Here is a 17,868-nt window from a genome sequence, read left to right on the forward strand (position 1 = left end):
AGGAGCGCGCGCCGTGAACGACCCCGTTGTTATTGCCCCAAACCTCAAACGCCGCCTGTCCGGCGTGACCGCCACGATCGCGCGGCTGGTGCCGTTGCAGGCACAGTGGATCGACATCGCAGCCACCGGCCCGGGCCTGCCTTCGGATATCCCGCACATCCCGCTGGGCCGCCTGCCCTTTCTGTCGCGCAAGACGCTGCGGGTCTGGCACGCCCGCCGCAACACCGAGATGCTGCTGGGCCTGATCCTGCGCGACCTGCTGCGGCTGCGGCTGAAACTGCTGTTCACCAGCGCCTCGCAGCGGGCGCACACGGGCTATACCAAGTGGCTGATCGGCAAGATGGACGCGGTGGTGGCGACCTCGCGCAAGACGGCCGGATACCTCGAGCGCGACGCGCAGGTGATCATGCACGGCATCAACCTGCAGGATTTCACGCCACCCGCCGACAAGGCGGGGCTGCGGACGCAAATGGGCCTGCCCGACGGGCTGCTGCTGGGCTGCTACGGCCGCATCCGCCACCAGAAAGGCACCGACGCCTTCGTCGATGCGATGATCGACCTGTGCGGGCAGGTCCCCGACGTACATGGCATCGTCATGGGCCGCGCGACCGAGAAACACAGCGCTTTCCTGACCGAACTGAAGGACAAGGTGGCCCAAGCCGGCCTGTCCGACCGCATCCTGTTCAAGCCCGAGGTCACCGTGGACAAGATTGCCCAATGGTACCAGGTGCTGGATCTGTTCATCGCCCCCCAACGCTGGGAGGGGTTCGGACTGACCCCCCTCGAAGCGATGGCCTGCGGTGTGCCGGTGGTGGCCACCGATGTGGGCGCATTCTCCGAGATCGTGACCGACCCGACGCTGGGTCGGGTGGTGGCTCCGGGCGACATTCCGGCGCTGGCCGCGGCCGCGGCCGAGATGCTGGCGGACCGTGATTCCCTCGCCCGCGCAGGCAAGGCCGCCCGCGCCCATGTGGAACGGAATTTCGACATCAACGGCGAGGCGCAGGCGCTGGTTGCGCTCTATCAGCAGCTGCTGAAGGCCTGAGTCGCCGCAAAACTGCGTCATTCGGTCAATTCCGCCGCGAAGGCCCTTTTTTATTTTCTGCAACGCGGCTATGAACGCGCGTCCTTAATTCAGGAGACTAGACATGGGCTATCGCGTCGTTGTCGTCGGCGCCACGGGTAACGTGGGCCGCGAAATGCTGAACATCCTGGCTGAACGCCAGTTCCCCGTGGACGAAATTGCCGTTCTGGCAAGCCGTCGTTCGCTGGGCACCGAAGTCAGCTTTGGCGACAAGACACTCAAGACCCAGGATCTGGACACTTTCGATTTCACCGGCTGGGACATGGCGCTGTTCGCCGTGGGGTCCGCCGCGACCAAGGATTACGCCCCCAAAGCGGCCGCGGCTGGCTGCGTGGTGATCGACAATTCGTCGCTCTATCGCTACGACCCCGAGATCCCGCTGATCGTGCCCGAGTGCAACCCGCAGGCGATCCACGACTACAAGAACAAAAACATCATCGCCAACCCCAACTGCTCGACTGCGCAGATGGTGGTGGCGCTGAAGCCGCTGCATGACCGCGCCAAGATCAAGCGCGTCGTGGTCTCGACCTATCAGTCGGTCTCGGGCGCAGGCAAAGAGGGTATGGATGAGCTCTGGGATCAGACCAAGGCCGTCTACAACCCGATCAACGAGGTCGCCCCGAAGAAATTCCAGAAGCAGATCGCCTTCAACGTCATTCCGCATATCGACGTCTTCATGGAAGACGGCTCGACCAAGGAAGAGTGGAAGATGGTCGTCGAGACCAAGAAGATCGTCGACCCGTCGATCAAGGTCACCGCGACCTGTGTGCGGGTGCCGGTTTTTGTCGGACATTCGGAATCGGTGAACATCGAGTTCGAGGAATTCCTGGACGAGGACGAGGCCCGTGACATCCTGCGCGAAGCTCCGGGCGTGATGGTGATCGACAAGCGCGAGGCCGGTGGCTATGTCACGCCGGTTGAATGCGTCGGCGATTTCGCCACCTTCATCAGCCGGATCCGTCAGGACTCGACCGTGGAAAACGGCCTGAACCTGTGGTGTGTCTCGGACAACCTGCGCAAAGGCGCGGCCCTGAACGCTGTGCAAATCGCCGAGCTGCTGGGCCGCGAGGTCCTGAAGAAGGGCTGATATCCGGACCAGACTGAAGCCTTAAAACCTCGCGGCATGGGCTGCGGGGTTTTTTCATTTTTGGCAATGCGAGAAGGAAGGCGCGCCGGGTATCACCGCAGGTTCTGCCCAAGCAAAAGTAAATTCGCCAGGTGAATAGCTATTATTCACATAATCAATTTTTCATATTTCACAGCTGCTGGTATTTTTCCGCCCATTGAAGGCGCCTTCGTTTCAATCTCAGCCGAGGGGAAACGAGCCATGATTGACCAAACAGAGCCTGACCTGTCGCAGGAACCGGGGTTCGACACCGCGCGATCCCACGTGCTCTGGAACCGCTGACTAGTCCGATGTTTTTCTGACCTTTAGTGCTCGACGCCGCACTGCCAGACGGTTCGGGCCGGGTTGGGCAGCATGGTTCGGATGCCCGCGTCAGAACACACCTTTTCCGGCAAACCCAGTTTTCAACGCCCCGTGCGGCTCATCGAATATTCAAAGGAGACCGTTATGACCAGATTGCCCATCTTTTTTCTGACCACCGCAGCAATATTTGCCGTTTTGGGCATGTTGTGGGGAATCCAGATGTCCGCCAGCCATGACCACACGCTGTCCCCGGCACATGGCCACCTGAACCTGATCGGGTTCGTTGCGCTGGCAGTGTTCGGATTCTACTACGCTCTGACCCCCGAGGCGGCGCGCAGCGGTCTGGCGAAACTCCACTATGGGCTGTCCGTGGCAACGGTGCTGGTGCTCGTTCCCGGAATCGTGCTGGCAATCACCGAAAGGGGCGAAACCCTTGCCCAGATCGGATCGCTTCTGGCTGTTCTGACCATGGTCCTGTTCGTGTTCATCCTGCTGCGTCACGGTTTCGGAGCGACAGACGCGGACAACCGCAGGCCGGTGGCCGGCAATCCCAACCCAGCCGAATGAACAAGACCGCCCCGCCTGCGCGAGGCGGGGCTTCGCTTCACGGAACGACCGTTTATCCCGGGGTGTACCAGATTGGCGACGTATAGGCCCGTTCGGTCGTGATCATCGGAACATAGTCCGGCATCTCGATCCCGAACCGTTTGGCCTCGTAGGCGGTCCAGCGGGGGGTCGGGATCTCAATCACACGGGCATAGTAGAACGCAGACAGGTTGGGGTCGAAATCCGGATCCTGCCACGTGGTGATCAACTCACTTGCCCCGATGGTGTTGGTCCACGTGGCGTTTTCGACATCGACGGTGTTGCCGACTTCGGGCAGCTTGCCGTTCTCGTCCAGCTGGCGATCGCCGGCCCAGACGACGTTGTAGACTTTCTCCTGCAAGGCCCCGTCAGCATCGACCCAGCCCTTGACGATCTGGATGCGATCCAGGTTGCCGGAAATCGGGTCCTTCAATGCAAAAACAAGGAAGTTCGGAGCCCGCCCATCGGGAGACGCCTGCAGGTTGCCCCCCATCGGTACGCCTTTTTTGTAGCCCGCATCCGCAGGAACACGGCTTGCGGCATCCTCATCGGTGAAGTCATAGCCGCCAAAAAACCGAACCCCCATGCGCGACCCCGTGGTCGCGTAGGTCTCCCTGCGCTGCATCGCGTCAAAGATCGCCTCGCGAGTATTTTCCGTCGCCCAGACCGCACCCAGTCCACCAGCGGCCTGTTTCCAGCCATAGATCGACAGCTCTGGATCGGGTGCTTCGATTACCAGGTGTTCCCAACGGTTCGGGCCGGGCTCGACCCCGGAATGTTTGCCGAAAAAGTTGTCTTCCTGGGCCGTTGCCATACCGGTATGCGAATCCGTCGCGCCGACCATTCCGAACTTGAACGGGTTCACACCCAGCTCCTGTTCGATCTTGAGCCCGCGCTTCAACGCCTCGCGTGCATACTCACCGGCCAGCATCTCTGGTTGCTTCAACTCGGTTCCGTTCAGATTGGCCGCGTCCCATGTGTCGAAATCTGCGAACTCATCATCGGGGCTGAGGAACGGATGCGCCTCACCGTCGCCCTTGATCTGCGTCGGTTCGTACAGCGGCTCGAACCGGGCGCGCAGACTTGCGATCTCTTGGGTCAGTGCGGATCCATCATAGGCGTTCAGAGAGAACATCCGCCCGTTCGACAGGTTGCCGTTATGCGCGATGGCCAGGACCTCGCCGCCTGTCCGTTCCTCGTATTCGGCCAGAAAGGCCCACAGGTCCTCGGGGTTCTTGCTGTCATATTGCGAGAACGGGCGGGTCTGGTTGGCCCGGTCGCGCCCATCGCGGAACAGCACGTTCCGGTGCAGGTTGTTGGCGCCCTCGGTGGTGTATTCATAGCCGATGATGGCTGAAAAGACTCCCGGCTCGTTGAAGCTGTCCGCGAGGGCCGTGTACTCCTCCCACGCATGCTTGATGGCCTTGGGGTTGTCGATGGGCGGGACGTCATCCGACAACGAGGCGACGATCTCCATTGCCGTGTCAAACGCAAGCTGGCTGTCACCCGCCGTCAGCGCCTCGTACCAGGCCTTGCCCTGGGGCGTCGCCAGAACCTCGGCGTCTCCGGCCAGCAGTTGCGGCATCAGCCCATACATCTCGGCATGGTCCGAGACGACCAGCCAATCGAGCGGGCGGGACAGCTTGGCCCGAAGGCCGTGGGTTGTCGTGACCTCTTCGCCGCGGGCAAAGCGAAACGCCTGTTCCTGGGTCAGCCTGGTCATCGTGCCGGCGTCAACCGAAACCGAAGTATGCAAATGCGAGTCTCCCCACAGCGGCCGTTGGGGAAAGTTCCGCCCCGCATAGGGAGAGAAATCATCAGGCGCCAATACGACGTCCGTGCTGTCCTGCTCGGTCTGGAACTCCTGCGCGGACACGGATGTGGCGGTCAGCGCGGCCAGACAGGCCAACGTCCACAAAGGACGTTGTGAAACGATTGCGAAAGACTTGGTCATGAAATCCCTCCCAGATGTGTCATTTCCATTCGGTTGGTTCCGGAAATGACGGCATCCTATCACGAATTTGGATATACGAATAAAATTTACTATCGACAGAACCCGGACCTCGCGCTGCAGTGGTTCAGCGCGCGGGCGATAGACCAATCCAGGGCTGAGGAATCACTCTCCGTTCGAGTCTCTCTGGGCCAGGTCGGCGTTCTGTTGATGCTGGCTGCAGGTACGGTCATTAGCGGGACCCACAGCGCCAGTGTCGGCCGCCCCGTCAGGTTCGTCCCCGAACAGGAACCATCCACCGGTGCGGCACCCAAGTTCGCGCGAACCTTCTTTCGAGAGATGGCGACCATCCCGATAGTATGCCGTCGAGCCGTCGCTGGCGCGGCACATGCCGTCGGAATCGCAGAGTATCCGATCCAGCCAGACGACCTTGTGACGGCCCTCGAGCTGGTGCAGTATCTCAGCAACCACAAGAAGCTCCGGCTGTATGTCCGCGAACGGATAATCGCACAGATCCGGGTCAGCGCCTCGGAGTTCGGCATTCACCACGCAATAGCCCAAGTTTTGGCCATTCGAGGGGGGCGGAGACACAACGATCGGGGTTTTACCGGCAGACACAAGCCGTTCGAGCGTTTTTTCCAGGTTCCGCAGAACCGTGCTCTGCGGGCCTTCGGGGTCCATTGCGTCGTCAACGGCGGCGAGTCCGCCCGGCTCGAACAGGTAGTAGAACGGCGATGAGACGATGACATAGTCAATGCTGTCGGTCGAAGTGACATAATCCAGCACCTGGTCGCTGAAATCCAGACAGGCTTGCGGGGATTCTCCGGTCCGGCCGCGATCGGCAAAGGCGATACCGGCGATCGGCGCGCAGAGCGACTTGGTCAGCTGGACGACCCCAAGCTCGGGATAGGCCGCGGTCAGGCCGACCACCAGATGCATGGCGAAACTGTCCCCCCAAACCGCAACCTTGGGAGACTCGGATGTCGCACAGCTGTCCGGCACCGGCATCCGACCGTTGCATTCATTGCTCAAACCGCGGTTCGGAGCCAGGCTTTCGGTCAGTCTCGGCAGATCGAGATCGCGCAGCGCCTTGCGATCGGGCGCACCATCGGTTGCGAAGATCGCCACCCCAACCGAGAACACCATAGCCGATATCGCGGCGCTTCCGATGAAGATCCCCCGGCGGCTGAACAGACCTTCCCTGCGACGGCGAAAGGGTTGCTCGACGAAGCGCCATGTCAAGGCGGAGAGCACAAAGGCCAGCACGACAAGGCTGGCGACGGTCAGCGGCGAGGGCGCCGGAACACTCCGGATCTTGGCAAAGACAAACAACGGGTAGTGCCACAGGTAAAGGCTGTAGCTGATCAGGCCGATCCAGACCATGATCCGAGACGACAACAGCGCCCCCACCGGGTCCCGTTGGCTGGCGAAAAGGATGACCAGAACGGTTCCCAGAACGGGCACGGCCGTAAGGATTGACGGGTGCGGCGTGTACCGGTCGAACATCACGTAAGACACCAGCAGCCCGGCCATGCCCAGCAGGGGCAGCACAGTCGAGAAACGCCCCTTGTCCTGCCGCGGAACGAAGGCGCATATCGCGCCGGCCAAAAGCTCCCACGCGCGGGTATAGATGAGGTAGAACCCTGCCCTCGGTTCGTTTTCCGATGTCCACTGCGCCAGCAACAGACTAGCCAAAAGCAACACCGTTAGGCCAATGATGCAGGTCCGGGTCCCTCTTCGAAACAGAAACAGCAGCAGTAGCGGAAACAGCAGGTAGAACTGTTCTTCCACCGCAAGGCTCCAGGTGTGGAGGAGCGGATGCATGTCGAATTCATCCGCGAAATAGTCCTTGTTCCGGAAGAAGAAGACGTTCGACAGGAAAACCGCGACGGATGACAGGCTTCGCGAATAGACCCTGAGATCGGCCGGCAGCATCCAGATCCACGCCAGGCAGGTCGTCACGGCCAGAACCACGAAAAGGGCCGGAAGAATCCGCCTGGCTCGCCTTTCGTAGAAATCAACGATGGACAACCGTCCGCGTTGAATATCCCCGATCAGAAGCGACGTGATCAAGTAGCCGCTGATGACGAAGAAGACATCAACACCCAGAAACCCACCGGACAGCCATGACAATCCGGCGTGGTAGAAGACCACTGGCAACACGGCAATTGCCCGAAGGCCGTCAATTTCCCTTCTGTAGGCGATGCTCAATACGGCCAACCTCAAGATGCTGGCTGAAATGCTAGCGCCCGTCCGGGTTGCCATCAACGATGTTTGTCAGTCAGCCCGCTCTGAAGGAAAATGTGTGGTTTTGCGAACAGGGGTTTGCCTGTTCGCTCCGCACATCGTGCATGGGTCCACGCCATGAATCCGGTAGTTAGGCGCGCATCCGATCCCAAGATCTCCGGGTCAGAAACGCTCGGCCCGCAGAACCTGGCAATCGGTGACGCTTACAACCCCGATATGGCGATCAAGTACGGGAAGGATCGCGCTCAGCAGCCCGTCCAAGCGGTCGGGGCGAATGATGCAGATGACCTGGACCATCCCGCTGGCGCGGCTGACCTGGCCAGAACGGCTCCATTCACCCGATCGTCCCGATCCGCCGAGCACCGGCAGGATCGTGAACCCGGTCACACCTTGATCGACCAGAGCATCCGTCAGACGGGATTTCACGATGGCTTCGATGGTGATCTCGACCCGTTTGGCATCATGTGTCTGCATCGCTTTATCCTCCGGTAACGGCCCGGGCGACCGAGACGTAGATCGGCAGGCCCAGCGCCAGGTTGAATGGGAACGTGACGCCCAAAGACAGGGTCAGATAGATGGACGGGTTCGCCTCGGGCACGGCCACGCGCATCGCCGCCGGAACCGCGATGTACGAGGCGGAGGCGCCCAATACCATCAGCAACACCGCTCCACCGGTGGACAGACCCAACAGGAGCGCGGCCACCAACCCGGCACCGGCCCCGATCAGGGGCATCAGCACGCCAAAGCCAAGCAGACCCATCGTGATCAGCCCGCGCCCGGCACGCAATCCGCGCCCGGCAACGATACCCATGTCCAGCAGGAACAGGCACAGAACCCCCTTGAACGGTGCGACCACGAAGCTGCTGATCTCGGCCAGACCGTCCTCGCCCGTGATCCAGCCGATTGCAAACGACCCGACCAGCAGAACGATCGAACCATTGAGGGCAATCTCGCGCCAGAGATCCGAGTCCATCCGGCGGGCTCCGCCGCCGCGGGAGATCAGCCACAGAGCGGACAGGATCGCCGGCGCTTCCATCGCCGCCGCAACGGCCACCATGTAGCCCTCGTACACCAGGCCCTGACTTTCCAGAACCGACGTACCGGCCACGAATGTGACGATCGAGATTGAGCCGTAATGCGCTGCAACCGCGCCTGCGTTGACATGGTCAAGGTTGGTCAGCACGCGCAACAGGCCGAACGCCACCAGGGGCAGCAATGCGGACAGAATGACACCTGCAATGAGGGACAAGCCAAGCGTGGCGTCGATCCCGTGTGCGGCAACACTGACACCACCCTTGAAGCCGATCGCAAACAGCAGATAGATCGACATCGCCTTGGCGATGGCCTCGGGAATAGTCAGGTCAGATCGGGCCAATGCGGCTGACAGACCAAGCACAAAACTGAGAATGATCGGCGAGACCAGATTGTCGGCCGCCAAAGACAACAGGTTTTCCATACAGTCACCGCACCCTAATTGAACTATCGTTCAATTAGGGTGCGTTTCTCCGATTTAAAGACTAAACCGGCAGGAATTTTTTTCCTGACGGATCATAATACTCCAGACCGCCTTCGCCGATGTCGGTCCACAAGCCGTGCAGCGATATCGAGCCGTTCTGTACGGCCTCGGCCACGAACGGGAAGGTCATCAGGTTTTCGAGCGACGCGACGACCGCCTGACGCTCGAACTGGCGCGCCTGTTCGGCGGGGTCCTCGACATCGGAGACCAGATCGAATTTCGGCTTGAGGATGTCCATCCAGCGTCCGACAAAGCTCTCTTTGGCTTCCAGTTGCGGCGCTTCGCCCTTGCACATGTCGATACAGCCCTGCACCCCGCCGCATTGCGAATGCCCCAGTACGATCAGATGCGCCACTTTCAATGCCGTCACCGCATATTCGATGGTTGCACTGGTGCCGTGGCGCTCGCCGTCCGGTTCGTAGGGCGGCACCAGGTTGGCAATATTGCGGTGGATAAAAAACTCGCCCTGGTCGGCCCCGAAAATCGAGGTGACATGGACCCGGCTGTCACAGCAGGAAATCACCATCGCCCGCGGACGCTGACCCTCGGTCGCCAGCCGGCGGTACCAGGCCTGGTTCTCGGAATAGGACGTGGCTTTCCAACCGTGGTACCGTTTGACCAGATAGCTCGGCAGAGGTTTGGCGTGGTGCATCGCGTTTTCCCAAATTTGCAGTTCGACCGCCGATCTAACGCAAGTTCGAACAAAATTCGAGACATTATCCCGATTGGCCGAAAGGAATTGCAAAGGTCTTTTGTGACAGGTTCGCAGATGCCGTGGGGGCAGAAAGATTGGGGTGAATGTGGTGGACAAGATCGTCACGCTTGAACAGAAGGAGTCCGTGCGGCTGGATCCGGACCGGCTGAACGGGCTGTATCGGCAATTGGGTGACACGAACGCGGTCGACGTTCTGTGCCGAACGGTCGAGGAGCTGGCAGTACGCCTGTCGAATTGTGAACGGCTCTGGCGTCAACGTGACTGGGCGGGGCTGCGCAAATGCGCCAAGTCTCTGGTCGCGATATCCGAACAGGTCGGCATGACGGCGCTGGCCCGGGTCGCCGGCGACGTGGCCCGGACGGTAGATGCCGGCGATGCGGTGGCGACCGGAGCCACGCTCAGCCGACTGATCCGGGTGGGAGAGCGGTCGCTGACCGCAGTATGGGATCAACAGGATCTTTCGATATGACGGGTTGCGGGCGAACAACAGGCGGCTAGTGTAGGCGGCACCAGAACAGTCCGAGGCGCCCATGTCCCTGTCTTTTGCACCTTCCGATGCTCCTGCCATTGATCTGCATGTTCTTGCGCAGGACGGGCTCGTGCCATGGCTGAAGTCTCAGCCCGATGAGACACAGGCCTGGGTGGTCGCGAACGGGTTCACCGGCGCAATCGGGCAGGTTCTGCTGGTTCCCGGACCGACGGGTGCGCCGCAATTCGCGCTGGCAGGCTATGGAACAGACACCCGGCGCGCTCGGGTACGCTTTCCGCTTGCCGCCGCCGCCGAGGTTCTGCCCGAAGGCACTTACCGGATTGCGTCCGGTTTGCCGGCTGACAGAGCCGAAATCGAAGCCCTGGGCTGGTTGCTGACCGGGTACAGTTTCGACCGATATGCCGAACAGTCCGGCGCAAAGGCTCGATTGGTCGCGCCGGACGGTGTGAATGCTCCGCGGATTGAGATCATGGCCAATGCCGAAGCTCTCACCCGTGACCTGGTCAACACTCCGACGGCCGACATGGGACCTCAGGCCCTGCAAGACGCCGTTGAAACGCTGGCACAGGAGTACGGGGCTCGTTGTGCCGTCACCATTGGCGACAGCTTGCTGGAACAGAACTTTCCCATGATCCACGCGGTGGGTCGGGCCGCCGAACAGGCTCCGCGCCTTATCGAGATGACCTGGGGCACAAGCGGTCCGAAGCTGACCTTGGTCGGCAAGGGCGTCTGCTTTGACACCGGCGGACTGAACCTGAAGCCGGGTGCCTCGATGGGGTTGATGAAAAAGGACATGGGCGGCGCGGCGAACGTGCTGGGACTGGCGCGCATGATCATGGCGCTGGATCTGCCGCTGCAGTTGCGCGTGCTGATCCCGGCGGTGGAAAACGCGGTGGCGGGCAACGCGTTCCGGCCGGGCGACATCCTGACCTCACGCAAAGGCCTGACGGTCGAGATCAACAACACCGATGCCGAGGGGCGGCTGGTTCTGGCCGACGCGCTGGCGCTGGCGGATGAGGGTGCGTCGGATCTGGTGGTCTCGATGGCGACGCTGACCGGCGCGGCGCGGGTGGCGGTGGGGGCGGATCTGGCCCCGTTCTACACCGATGACGATGCCGCCGCGCAGGCGTTGGCGCAGGCCGCCGTTCAGGCGGCTGACCCGGTTTGGCGGATGCCGTTCCACACGCCCTATGAGACGTTGATCGAGCCGGGCATCGCCGATCTCGACAACGCGCCGGCGGGCGGGTTCGCAGGGTCGATCACCGCGGCGCTGTTCCTGCGGCGGTTCGTGGAAAACAGCCGGTACATGCATTTCGACATCTACTCCTGGCAAAAGGCCAAAGAGCCCGGCCGCAGCAAAGGCGGGTTGGGACAAGGGCCGCGCGCCCTGCTGACCGCCCTGCCCGGGATGTTGGGCCTGTGAACCGCGCTCGCGTCATCCGCCCCGTCGTGGACCTGCTGCGCAGTCCGAAGGGCCCGCGCGACCGTCAGCTGCTGTATGGCGACGGCCTGGACGTCGCCGAACAATCCGGCGGCTGGTGCCGGGTGGTTTCCGACAAGGATGGGTATCAAGGCTGGCTGCGCGCGGACCAGTTGGGCCCTGACGCCCCGGCCACGCATTGGATCTGGGCCCCGGCGACCCATGCCTATTCGGAACCCGACATCAAAAGCCCCGACCGGGTCAGTCTGAGCTTTGCCAGCCGGATCGTGGTGGTGTCGCAGCAGGACCGCTTTGTCGAGACCGAGCTTGGGTTCATCCCCGCAGTGCATATCAAACCCGTCGGAACCCTGCTGAACGACCCGGTGGCCGTGGCCGAACTGTTTCTGGGAACCCCCTACCTGTGGGGCGGCAACAGCCGGTGGGGGCTGGATTGTTCAGGCCTGATTCAGGCCGGGCTGCTGGCCTGCGGCGTTGCCTGCCCCGGCGACAGCGGCGACCAGGAGCGGGAGCTTGGCACGGCACTGCCCGACGGCACCCCGGCGCAGCGTGGCGATCTGTTGTTCTGGAAAGGCCATGTGGCCTGGGTGTCCGGCGACAACATGCTGCTGCATGCCAATGCCCATCACATGGCGGTGGTCTTTGAACCGATGGATCAGGCCATTGCCCGGATCGAGACCCAGGGCGACGGGCCGGTCACGGCGCACAAACGGCTCTAATCCGGGTCGACCGAGCGGATCAGCTTGCGCTCCAGCACCCGCAGAACGGCGCGCAGGTCGTGCCCACGTTTCAGGATGCGCCCGTCCATACCCATCACCGAATACATCCCCTGCTTTGAACGCAGCCGGGGGTGTTTTTCAACACGATAGATCGGGTGCTCGGCGGTACGCCGGAAGATCGAGAATATGGCAACGTCGCGCAGATTTGATATTCCGTAGTCACGCCATTCTCCGGCGGCGACCATCCGTCCATAGACGGAGAGAATCTGTGACATCTCTTGCCGGTTGAAGGCCACCGGCATCTGGACCGGACTTGCAGGGTTCCGGCTGGGAGGCTGCATGTTCATGACTTAAGCCTTGCCGGAAAATGCGATCAGATCAAGCCTGTCACGACATGGTGTGGTATTTTTGAACCGCCCGTCAGGGCCGGCGCCCGACCTGGCGGCAGATCAGGATCACCGGCAGCAGCCCCACGGCCAGGATCACCAGCGACGGAACGGCCGCGCCCTCCAACCGTTCGTCCGAGGCCAGCCGATAGGCCTGAACCGCCAGAGTGTCAAAGTTGAAGGGCCGCATGATCAGCGTGGCCGGCAGTTCCTTCATCACGTCCACGAACACGATCAGCAGCGCCGTCAGCAGCGAGGGTGTGAGGATCGGCAGATGCACCCGCCGCAACGTGCCCAATGGCGTCTGCCCCAGCGAGCGGGCAGCGGCATCCATGTTGGCATGTACCGTGCTCTGACCGCTTTCATAGGCGCTGAGCGCGGCGGCCAAAAAGCGCACCATATAGGCCGCCACCAAAAGCCAGATCGAGCCGGTGACCAGCAACCCGGTCGACACGCCGAAGGTCTGCCGCATCCAGGCGTCCAGCGCATTGTCGAACCCGGCAAAGGGCACGATCAGCCCGACCGCGATCACGCCGCCTGGTACGGCATAGCCCAACCGCGCCACATAAGCCGCCATGGCCGAACCGCGCCCGGGTCTCAGCCGTTGGAAGAAACCGACGCAGACCGCGGCGCAGACGGTGATCACCGCTGCTGTTCCTGCCAGCGTCAGAGAGTTCCGAATGAACCCCAGATAGCGGGCCGAAAGCAGGTTCTGCTCGGACTCCAATCCCATCTGAGTCAGCACGATCACCGGAAGCAGAAAGCCGAACAAAACTGGAATGGCGCACAAAACCCATGCCGCCGCAGCCTGCCAGCCGCTCAGCTGTGCAGCGGGCAATGCCGCGTGGCGTTTGCCGGGTTGGTAGTATTTGGCCTTGCCACGCTGGGTGCGCTCGGTCACGGCCATGACCAGCGCAAAGGCCAGAAGGCACAGCGCCAGCTGCGCCGCCGCCGCGCGGTCGGCCATCGAAAACCAGCTTGTGTAGATGCCGGTGGCAAAGGTCTGAACCCCGAAATAGGCTACGGTGCCGAAATCAGCGATGGTCTCCATCACTGCCAGCAGCACGCCACCGGCAATCGCGGGCCGCGCCATCGGCAGCGAGACCCGCCAAAAGGCCGACCACGGGCTGCTGCCCAGCGCCCGCGCCGCCAGAAAGGCGGTGGCACTTTGCTGCAGAAAGGCGGCGCGCGCCAACAGATAGACATAGGGATACAACACCAGGATCAGCATCACCGCCGCGCCCTCGGTCGAGCGGATCTCGGGGAACCAATAGTCGCGCGGACCCCAGCCGGTCACCTGGCGCAGCGTGGTCTGAACGATGCCGGGATGATCGAGGATGAAGGTATAGGCATAGGCCAGCACATAGGCTGGAAAGGCCAGCGGCAGCACCAATGCCACCTCGAACAGGCGTACGCCGGGAAAACGGGTCATGGTGACCAGCCACGCGGCTCCGACCCCGATGGCGAATGTTCCCACCGAAACCAATGAGACCAGGATCAGCGTGGTGGCCGCATAGCCGGGCAGGACCGTGTCCAGCAGATGCCGGATCGTGTCAGTGCCGCCGGTGACGGTCGCCAGCACCACGGCGACCATCGGTAACAGGCAGGCCGCCGCCACCAGATAGGCCAAGGCCCCGACGAACCGGGTACCCAAAGCCCCGCGGTTGCGCGATCCATGTTCTGAGAATTCGATCTGGGCCATGGCCTCGGGTCGGCAAAGGTTGCGGTTCCCCTTTAATCGACCAAAAAACTCGGAAACGCCAGTGGGCAGGCACAGGTTTCTGCGGCGCATTTGGCCGCAGAACCCCGGGCCGGATCAGTCGTAGACGCGCTGATCCTCGATCACCAGCCCGTCCTTGGGCAGCGAACCGGGCGGCACCACCTGAACCGTGCCCTTCAGCTTGAGCACCTCGACCACAGACTTGGCATAGGTGCCATCATCGCCGCCGGGGCTTTCGATCTGCACGGTCATCGTGTCCATCTCGCCCTGCCGGGCAGCGATGACGCGGGCCTTGACGATCTCGTCATGCTTGGCGACCAGCGCGGCCACCTGTTCGGGGCGCACGAACATGCCCTTGATCTTGGTGGTCTGGTCGGCGCGCCCCATCCAGCCCTTGATGCGCAGGTTGGTACGGCCACAGGGCGACTGCCCGGGCAGCACCGCCGACAGATCACCGGTGGCAAAGCGGATCAGCGGGTAGTCGGGGTTGAGGGAGGTCACCACGACCTCGCCGACCTCGCCTTCCGCCACCGGTGTTCCGGTGCCGGGGGTCACGATTTCCACGATGACATGCTCGTCGATGATCATGCCCTCCATCGCGGCGCTTTCATAGGCGATGTTGCCCAGATCGGCCGTGGCGTAGCATTGCAGGCAGGAAATGCCCCGATCGGCATAGGCCTGGCGCAGGCTGGGGAACAATGCCCCGCCGCCCACGACCGCCTTCGAGAAGTTCAAAGCGACGCCCATCTCGTCGGCCTTGTCCAGGATCACCTTCAGGTAATCGGGCGTGCCGGCATAGGCGGTGCAGCCCACGTCGCGGGCGGCGGTGACCTGAAGTTCGGTCTGGCCGGTGCCCGCGGGCAGCACGGCGGCGCCCACGGCACGCGCGCCGTTCTCAAAGATCATGCCCGCCGGTGTCAGGTGATAGCCAAAGCAGTTCTGCACGATATCGCCCTGGCCCACGCCCGCCGCATGCAGGAACCGGCCCATGCGCCACCAGTCGTGATCGACTCCGCCGGGTTCATAGATCGGCCCGGGTGACTGGAACACATGGGCAAAGCCATGCGCGGGTTTGACCGTAAAGCCGCCAAAGGGCGGGTGCTGACCCTGCGCTTTGGTCAGGTCGGACTTGCGCAGAACCGGCAGCTTGGGCAGATCCGCGATGGTCTGGATCGCGTCCAGATCGACATCGGCGAAATGGGCCGCGAAACCGGGCGCGGATTTCGCCCGCGCCAGCTGTTCGCGCAGACCAGTCGATTGCTCGGCAGCGCGCTGATCGGCCGAACGGGTTTCCAGAGCGTCGTAGAATGTCATCGCCAGATCCTCCATCCGCTCACAGCCACCTCTTGCGGCGACGATAGGACCGCACGTCGCGGAAGCTCTTGCGGCCTTCGTCGGACATGCCGAGGTAGAATTCCTTGACGTCCGGGTTCTCGCGCAGTTCGGCGGCTGGGCCGTCCATCACCACGCGCCCCGATTCCAGGATATATCCGTAATGGGCAAAGCGCAGCGCCACGTTGGTGTTCTGTTCGGCCAGCAGGAAAGACACGCCTTCCTGTTCGTTCAGGTCCTTCACGATGGTGAAGATCTCCTCGACCAGCTGCGGCGCAAGGCCCATCGAGGGCTCGTCCAGCAGGATCGTCTCGGGGCGGCTCATCAGCGCGCGGCCCATGGCGACCATCTGCTGTTCCCCGCCCGAGGTATAGCCTGCCTGGCTTCGGCGGCGCTCTTTCAAGCGGGGGAAATAGTTGTAGACCAGTTCAAGGTCCTGCTGGATGGCGGCCTTGCCGTCCTTGCGGGTATAGGCCCCGGTCAGCAGGTTTTCCTCGACGGTCAGATGTTCGAAACAGTGGCGGCCTTCCATCACCTGGATGACGCCCTTCTGCACCAGGTCGGCCGGATCGCTCTCGTGCACGTTCTGGCCGCGATACTTGATCGAGCCCTTGGTGACCTCGCCGCGTTCGGAATGCAGCAGGTTCGACACCGCCTTGAGCGTCGTCGTCTTGCCGGCCCCGTTGCCGCCCAGCAGCGCGGTGATCCCGCCCTTGGGCACGGTCAGGCTGACGCCCTTCAGCACGAGGATCACGTGGTTGTAGATCACCTCGATATTGTTGACCTCAAGCAGGGTTTCCGCCTGCACGTCAGTGGTTTGTGCCGCATCCAGCATCAGCGCGTGTCCTCATGCCTGCCCCGTTCGGGGCTTGTCCGGTTCGGGACGGCGGTTAGCCGCCGCCCCGGTGTTCGTGCCGCTTAGTTGCAGCCCTGTTCGATGTTGTTCTCAGCCGCGTATGCGCTCGAGTCTTCCTCGATCAGCGGGCCGATCACGTCCGTATCGGTAGCCTTGAACTCCGAAATCAGAGTCCAGGTCTTGCTGTCTGCATCCCACTGGGTCACGCCCACAAGGGCATCCCCGCCGTGGTTTTCACAGCTGACCGAGAAGGTCGGACCAAAGTTCGGCAGGCCCAGTTCGGCCATCTTCGCTTCGGTCATCTCAAGTGCTTCCATACCGTCGCGCATGTCGCCCGAGGTGATGTCAGCCTTGCCCGAGATTTCCTGTGCCTTCTTGGCGGCTTCGGCTGCCAGCATCGCAGCATAGAGGCCGCGGTTGTACAGGACCGTACCGACCTGATCACCGGCACCGGCGGCCTTGCCAGCGTCGATGACGTATTTCTGCAGGTCGTCATACAGCGGATAGTCCGAGCCGACGTTGTGGAAGGTCAGCGCCTTGTAGCCATTCGCGGCCGCACCGGCGGGCATCACGTCATGTTCAGCGCCCGACCACCAGATGCCGATGAAGTTCTCCATCGGGAACCGGATGTTCGCGGCTTCCTGGATGGCCACCTGGTTCATCACGCCCCAGCCCCACATCAGGACATAATCGGGACGATCGCGGCGGATCTGCAGCCACTGTGATTTCTGCTCCTGGCCGGGGTGGTCGACCGGCAGGGCCACCAGCTCGAAGCCGTGCTTCTTGGACAGCTCTTCCAGCGTGCGGATCGGCTCCTTGCCATAGGCCGAGTTGTGATAGACCAGCGCGATCTTCTTGCCGCTCAGATCACCGCCGTTTTCCTCGAGCAGATAGTTGATCGCACCCGAGGCACCGTCCCAGTAGTTGGCCGGGTAGTTGAACGTGTGGCTGAACACCTTGCCGTTCTTGGCCGAGGTGCGGCCATATCCCATGGTGTGCATCGGGATGTCGTCAGCGGTGGTTTTCGGGATCAGCTGATAGGTGATGCCGGTCGACAGCGGCTGATACACAAGCGCACCTTCGCCTTTGGTCGATTCATAGCATTCCACACCCTTCTCGGTGTTGTAGCCGGTTTCGCACTCGATGACTTTGGCCGGAACACCACCGATGCCGCCGTCCCGCTCGTTGAGCAGAGTGAAATAGTCCGCGTAGCCATCCGCGAAGGGGATGCCGCCCGCGGCGTAAGGCCCGGTGCGGTAGCTGAGCGACGGGAACACGAGGTCGGCCATTGCCGGACCTGCGGCCATCAGCGCACCCAGCGCCATTGTTGCCAGTTTCTTGTTCATCGGGTGTCTCCTCCCTTGGTTTGTCCGATGTTGGTTCGGGCTTTGCGCCCCTTT

16 protein-coding genes are annotated in these 17,868 nt (G+C 62.2%); 6 read left to right on the forward strand and 10 right to left on the reverse strand.

The features are described from left to right. The first annotated feature begins 13 nt into the window (after window positions 1–13). The 3 genes from ACR0CU_RS12455 to ACR0CU_RS12465 all read left to right on the forward strand — a co-directional run bounded on the left by ACR0CU_RS12455 (window position 14) and on the right by ACR0CU_RS12465 (window position 3,080). The gene (locus ACR0CU_RS12455; protein ID WP_170447295.1) at window positions 14–1,045 is read left to right on the forward strand and encodes a glycosyltransferase family 4 protein; all 1,032 of its coding nucleotides are present in this window, start codon (window positions 14–16) and stop codon (window positions 1,043–1,045) included. Between the two features lie 103 nt (window positions 1,046–1,148). Next, the gene (locus tag ACR0CU_RS12460) at window positions 1,149–2,171 is read left to right on the forward strand and encodes an aspartate-semialdehyde dehydrogenase (protein WP_170340798.1); all 1,023 of its coding nucleotides are present in this window, start codon (window positions 1,149–1,151) and stop codon (window positions 2,169–2,171) included. 486 nt (window positions 2,172–2,657) lie between these two features. After that, window positions 2,658–3,080, forward strand: a complete 423-nt coding sequence (locus ACR0CU_RS12465) for a hypothetical protein (protein ID WP_170340791.1) — start codon at window positions 2,658–2,660, stop codon at window positions 3,078–3,080. 52 nt (window positions 3,081–3,132) lie between these two features. Here ACR0CU_RS12465 and ACR0CU_RS12470 read toward each other — a convergent pair whose 3' ends face one another. From ACR0CU_RS12470 to ACR0CU_RS12490, 5 genes are all read right to left on the reverse strand, one after another. After that, window positions 3,133–5,052, reverse strand: a complete 1,920-nt coding sequence (locus ACR0CU_RS12470) for a DUF3604 domain-containing protein (protein ID WP_170447293.1) — start codon at window positions 5,050–5,052, stop codon at window positions 3,133–3,135. A 162-nt stretch (window positions 5,053–5,214) separates the two neighbouring features. After that, window positions 5,215–7,314, reverse strand: coding sequence for an acyltransferase family protein (locus ACR0CU_RS12475; protein ID WP_480643138.1), 2,100 nt, complete (start codon window positions 7,312–7,314; stop codon window positions 5,215–5,217). A gap of 144 nt (window positions 7,315–7,458) precedes the next feature. Next, the gene (locus ACR0CU_RS12480) at window positions 7,459–7,770 is read right to left on the reverse strand and encodes a P-II family nitrogen regulator (RefSeq protein ID WP_093963956.1); all 312 of its coding nucleotides are present in this window, start codon (window positions 7,768–7,770) and stop codon (window positions 7,459–7,461) included. A 4-nt stretch (window positions 7,771–7,774) separates the two neighbouring features. Further along, window positions 7,775–8,752 carry a sodium-dependent bicarbonate transport family permease gene (locus ACR0CU_RS12485; RefSeq protein ID WP_170361196.1) on the reverse strand — a complete coding sequence of 326 codons (978 nt, stop codon included), beginning with the start codon at window positions 8,750–8,752 and terminating at the stop codon, window positions 7,775–7,777. A gap of 61 nt (window positions 8,753–8,813) precedes the next feature. Continuing rightward, window positions 8,814–9,464 (reverse strand): carbonic anhydrase, encoded by a 651-nt coding sequence (locus ACR0CU_RS12490; RefSeq protein WP_093963954.1) that lies wholly within the window; start codon window positions 9,462–9,464, stop codon window positions 8,814–8,816. A gap of 142 nt (window positions 9,465–9,606) precedes the next feature. Here ACR0CU_RS12490 and ACR0CU_RS12495 point away from each other — a divergent pair, with 142 nt between their 5' ends. The 3 genes from ACR0CU_RS12495 to ACR0CU_RS12505 all read left to right on the forward strand — a co-directional run bounded on the left by ACR0CU_RS12495 (window position 9,607) and on the right by ACR0CU_RS12505 (window position 12,174). Then, the gene (locus ACR0CU_RS12495; protein WP_093963953.1) at window positions 9,607–9,996 is read left to right on the forward strand and encodes a hypothetical protein; all 390 of its coding nucleotides are present in this window, start codon (window positions 9,607–9,609) and stop codon (window positions 9,994–9,996) included. A gap of 61 nt (window positions 9,997–10,057) precedes the next feature. Next, window positions 10,058–11,440: a leucyl aminopeptidase family protein gene (locus ACR0CU_RS12500; RefSeq protein WP_170447289.1), complete on the forward strand. Its 1,383-nt coding sequence runs from the start codon at window positions 10,058–10,060 to the stop codon at window positions 11,438–11,440. Next, window positions 11,437–12,174 (forward strand): C40 family peptidase, encoded by a 738-nt coding sequence (locus ACR0CU_RS12505; protein ID WP_480643141.1) that lies wholly within the window; start codon window positions 11,437–11,439, stop codon window positions 12,172–12,174. The genes ACR0CU_RS12500 and ACR0CU_RS12505 overlap by 4 nt, the downstream gene beginning before the upstream one ends. On the opposite strand, the gene ACR0CU_RS12510 is transcribed toward ACR0CU_RS12505, so the two are convergent. The 5 genes from ACR0CU_RS12510 to ACR0CU_RS12530 all read right to left on the reverse strand — a co-directional run bounded on the left by ACR0CU_RS12510 (window position 12,171) and on the right by ACR0CU_RS12530 (window position 17,814). Beyond that, window positions 12,171–12,521, reverse strand: a complete 351-nt coding sequence (locus ACR0CU_RS12510; protein ID WP_170342743.1) for a DUF2794 domain-containing protein — start codon at window positions 12,519–12,521, stop codon at window positions 12,171–12,173. The two genes, ACR0CU_RS12505 and ACR0CU_RS12510, sit on opposite strands and share 4 nt — an antisense overlap. Window positions 12,522–12,594: 73 nt before the next feature. Then, a complete protein-coding gene (locus ACR0CU_RS12515; protein WP_170447285.1) occupies window positions 12,595–14,262 on the reverse strand; it encodes an ABC transporter permease in 1,668 nt (555 codons plus the stop codon). 114 nt (window positions 14,263–14,376) lie between these two features. Further along, entirely contained in the window at window positions 14,377–15,594 is a 1,218-nt protein-coding gene (locus tag ACR0CU_RS12520) for a phenylacetate--CoA ligase family protein (RefSeq protein WP_170447283.1), read from the reverse strand. 19 nt (window positions 15,595–15,613) lie between these two features. Next, window positions 15,614–16,447, reverse strand: a complete 834-nt coding sequence (locus ACR0CU_RS12525; protein WP_170342738.1) for an ABC transporter ATP-binding protein — start codon at window positions 16,445–16,447, stop codon at window positions 15,614–15,616. Between the two features lie 83 nt (window positions 16,448–16,530). Then, a complete protein-coding gene (locus tag ACR0CU_RS12530) occupies window positions 16,531–17,814 on the reverse strand; it encodes an ABC transporter substrate-binding protein (RefSeq protein ID WP_170342736.1) in 1,284 nt (427 codons plus the stop codon). Window positions 17,815–17,868 lie beyond the last annotated feature (54 nt).

This window comes from Ruegeria sp. BC2 (assembly GCF_056539245.1).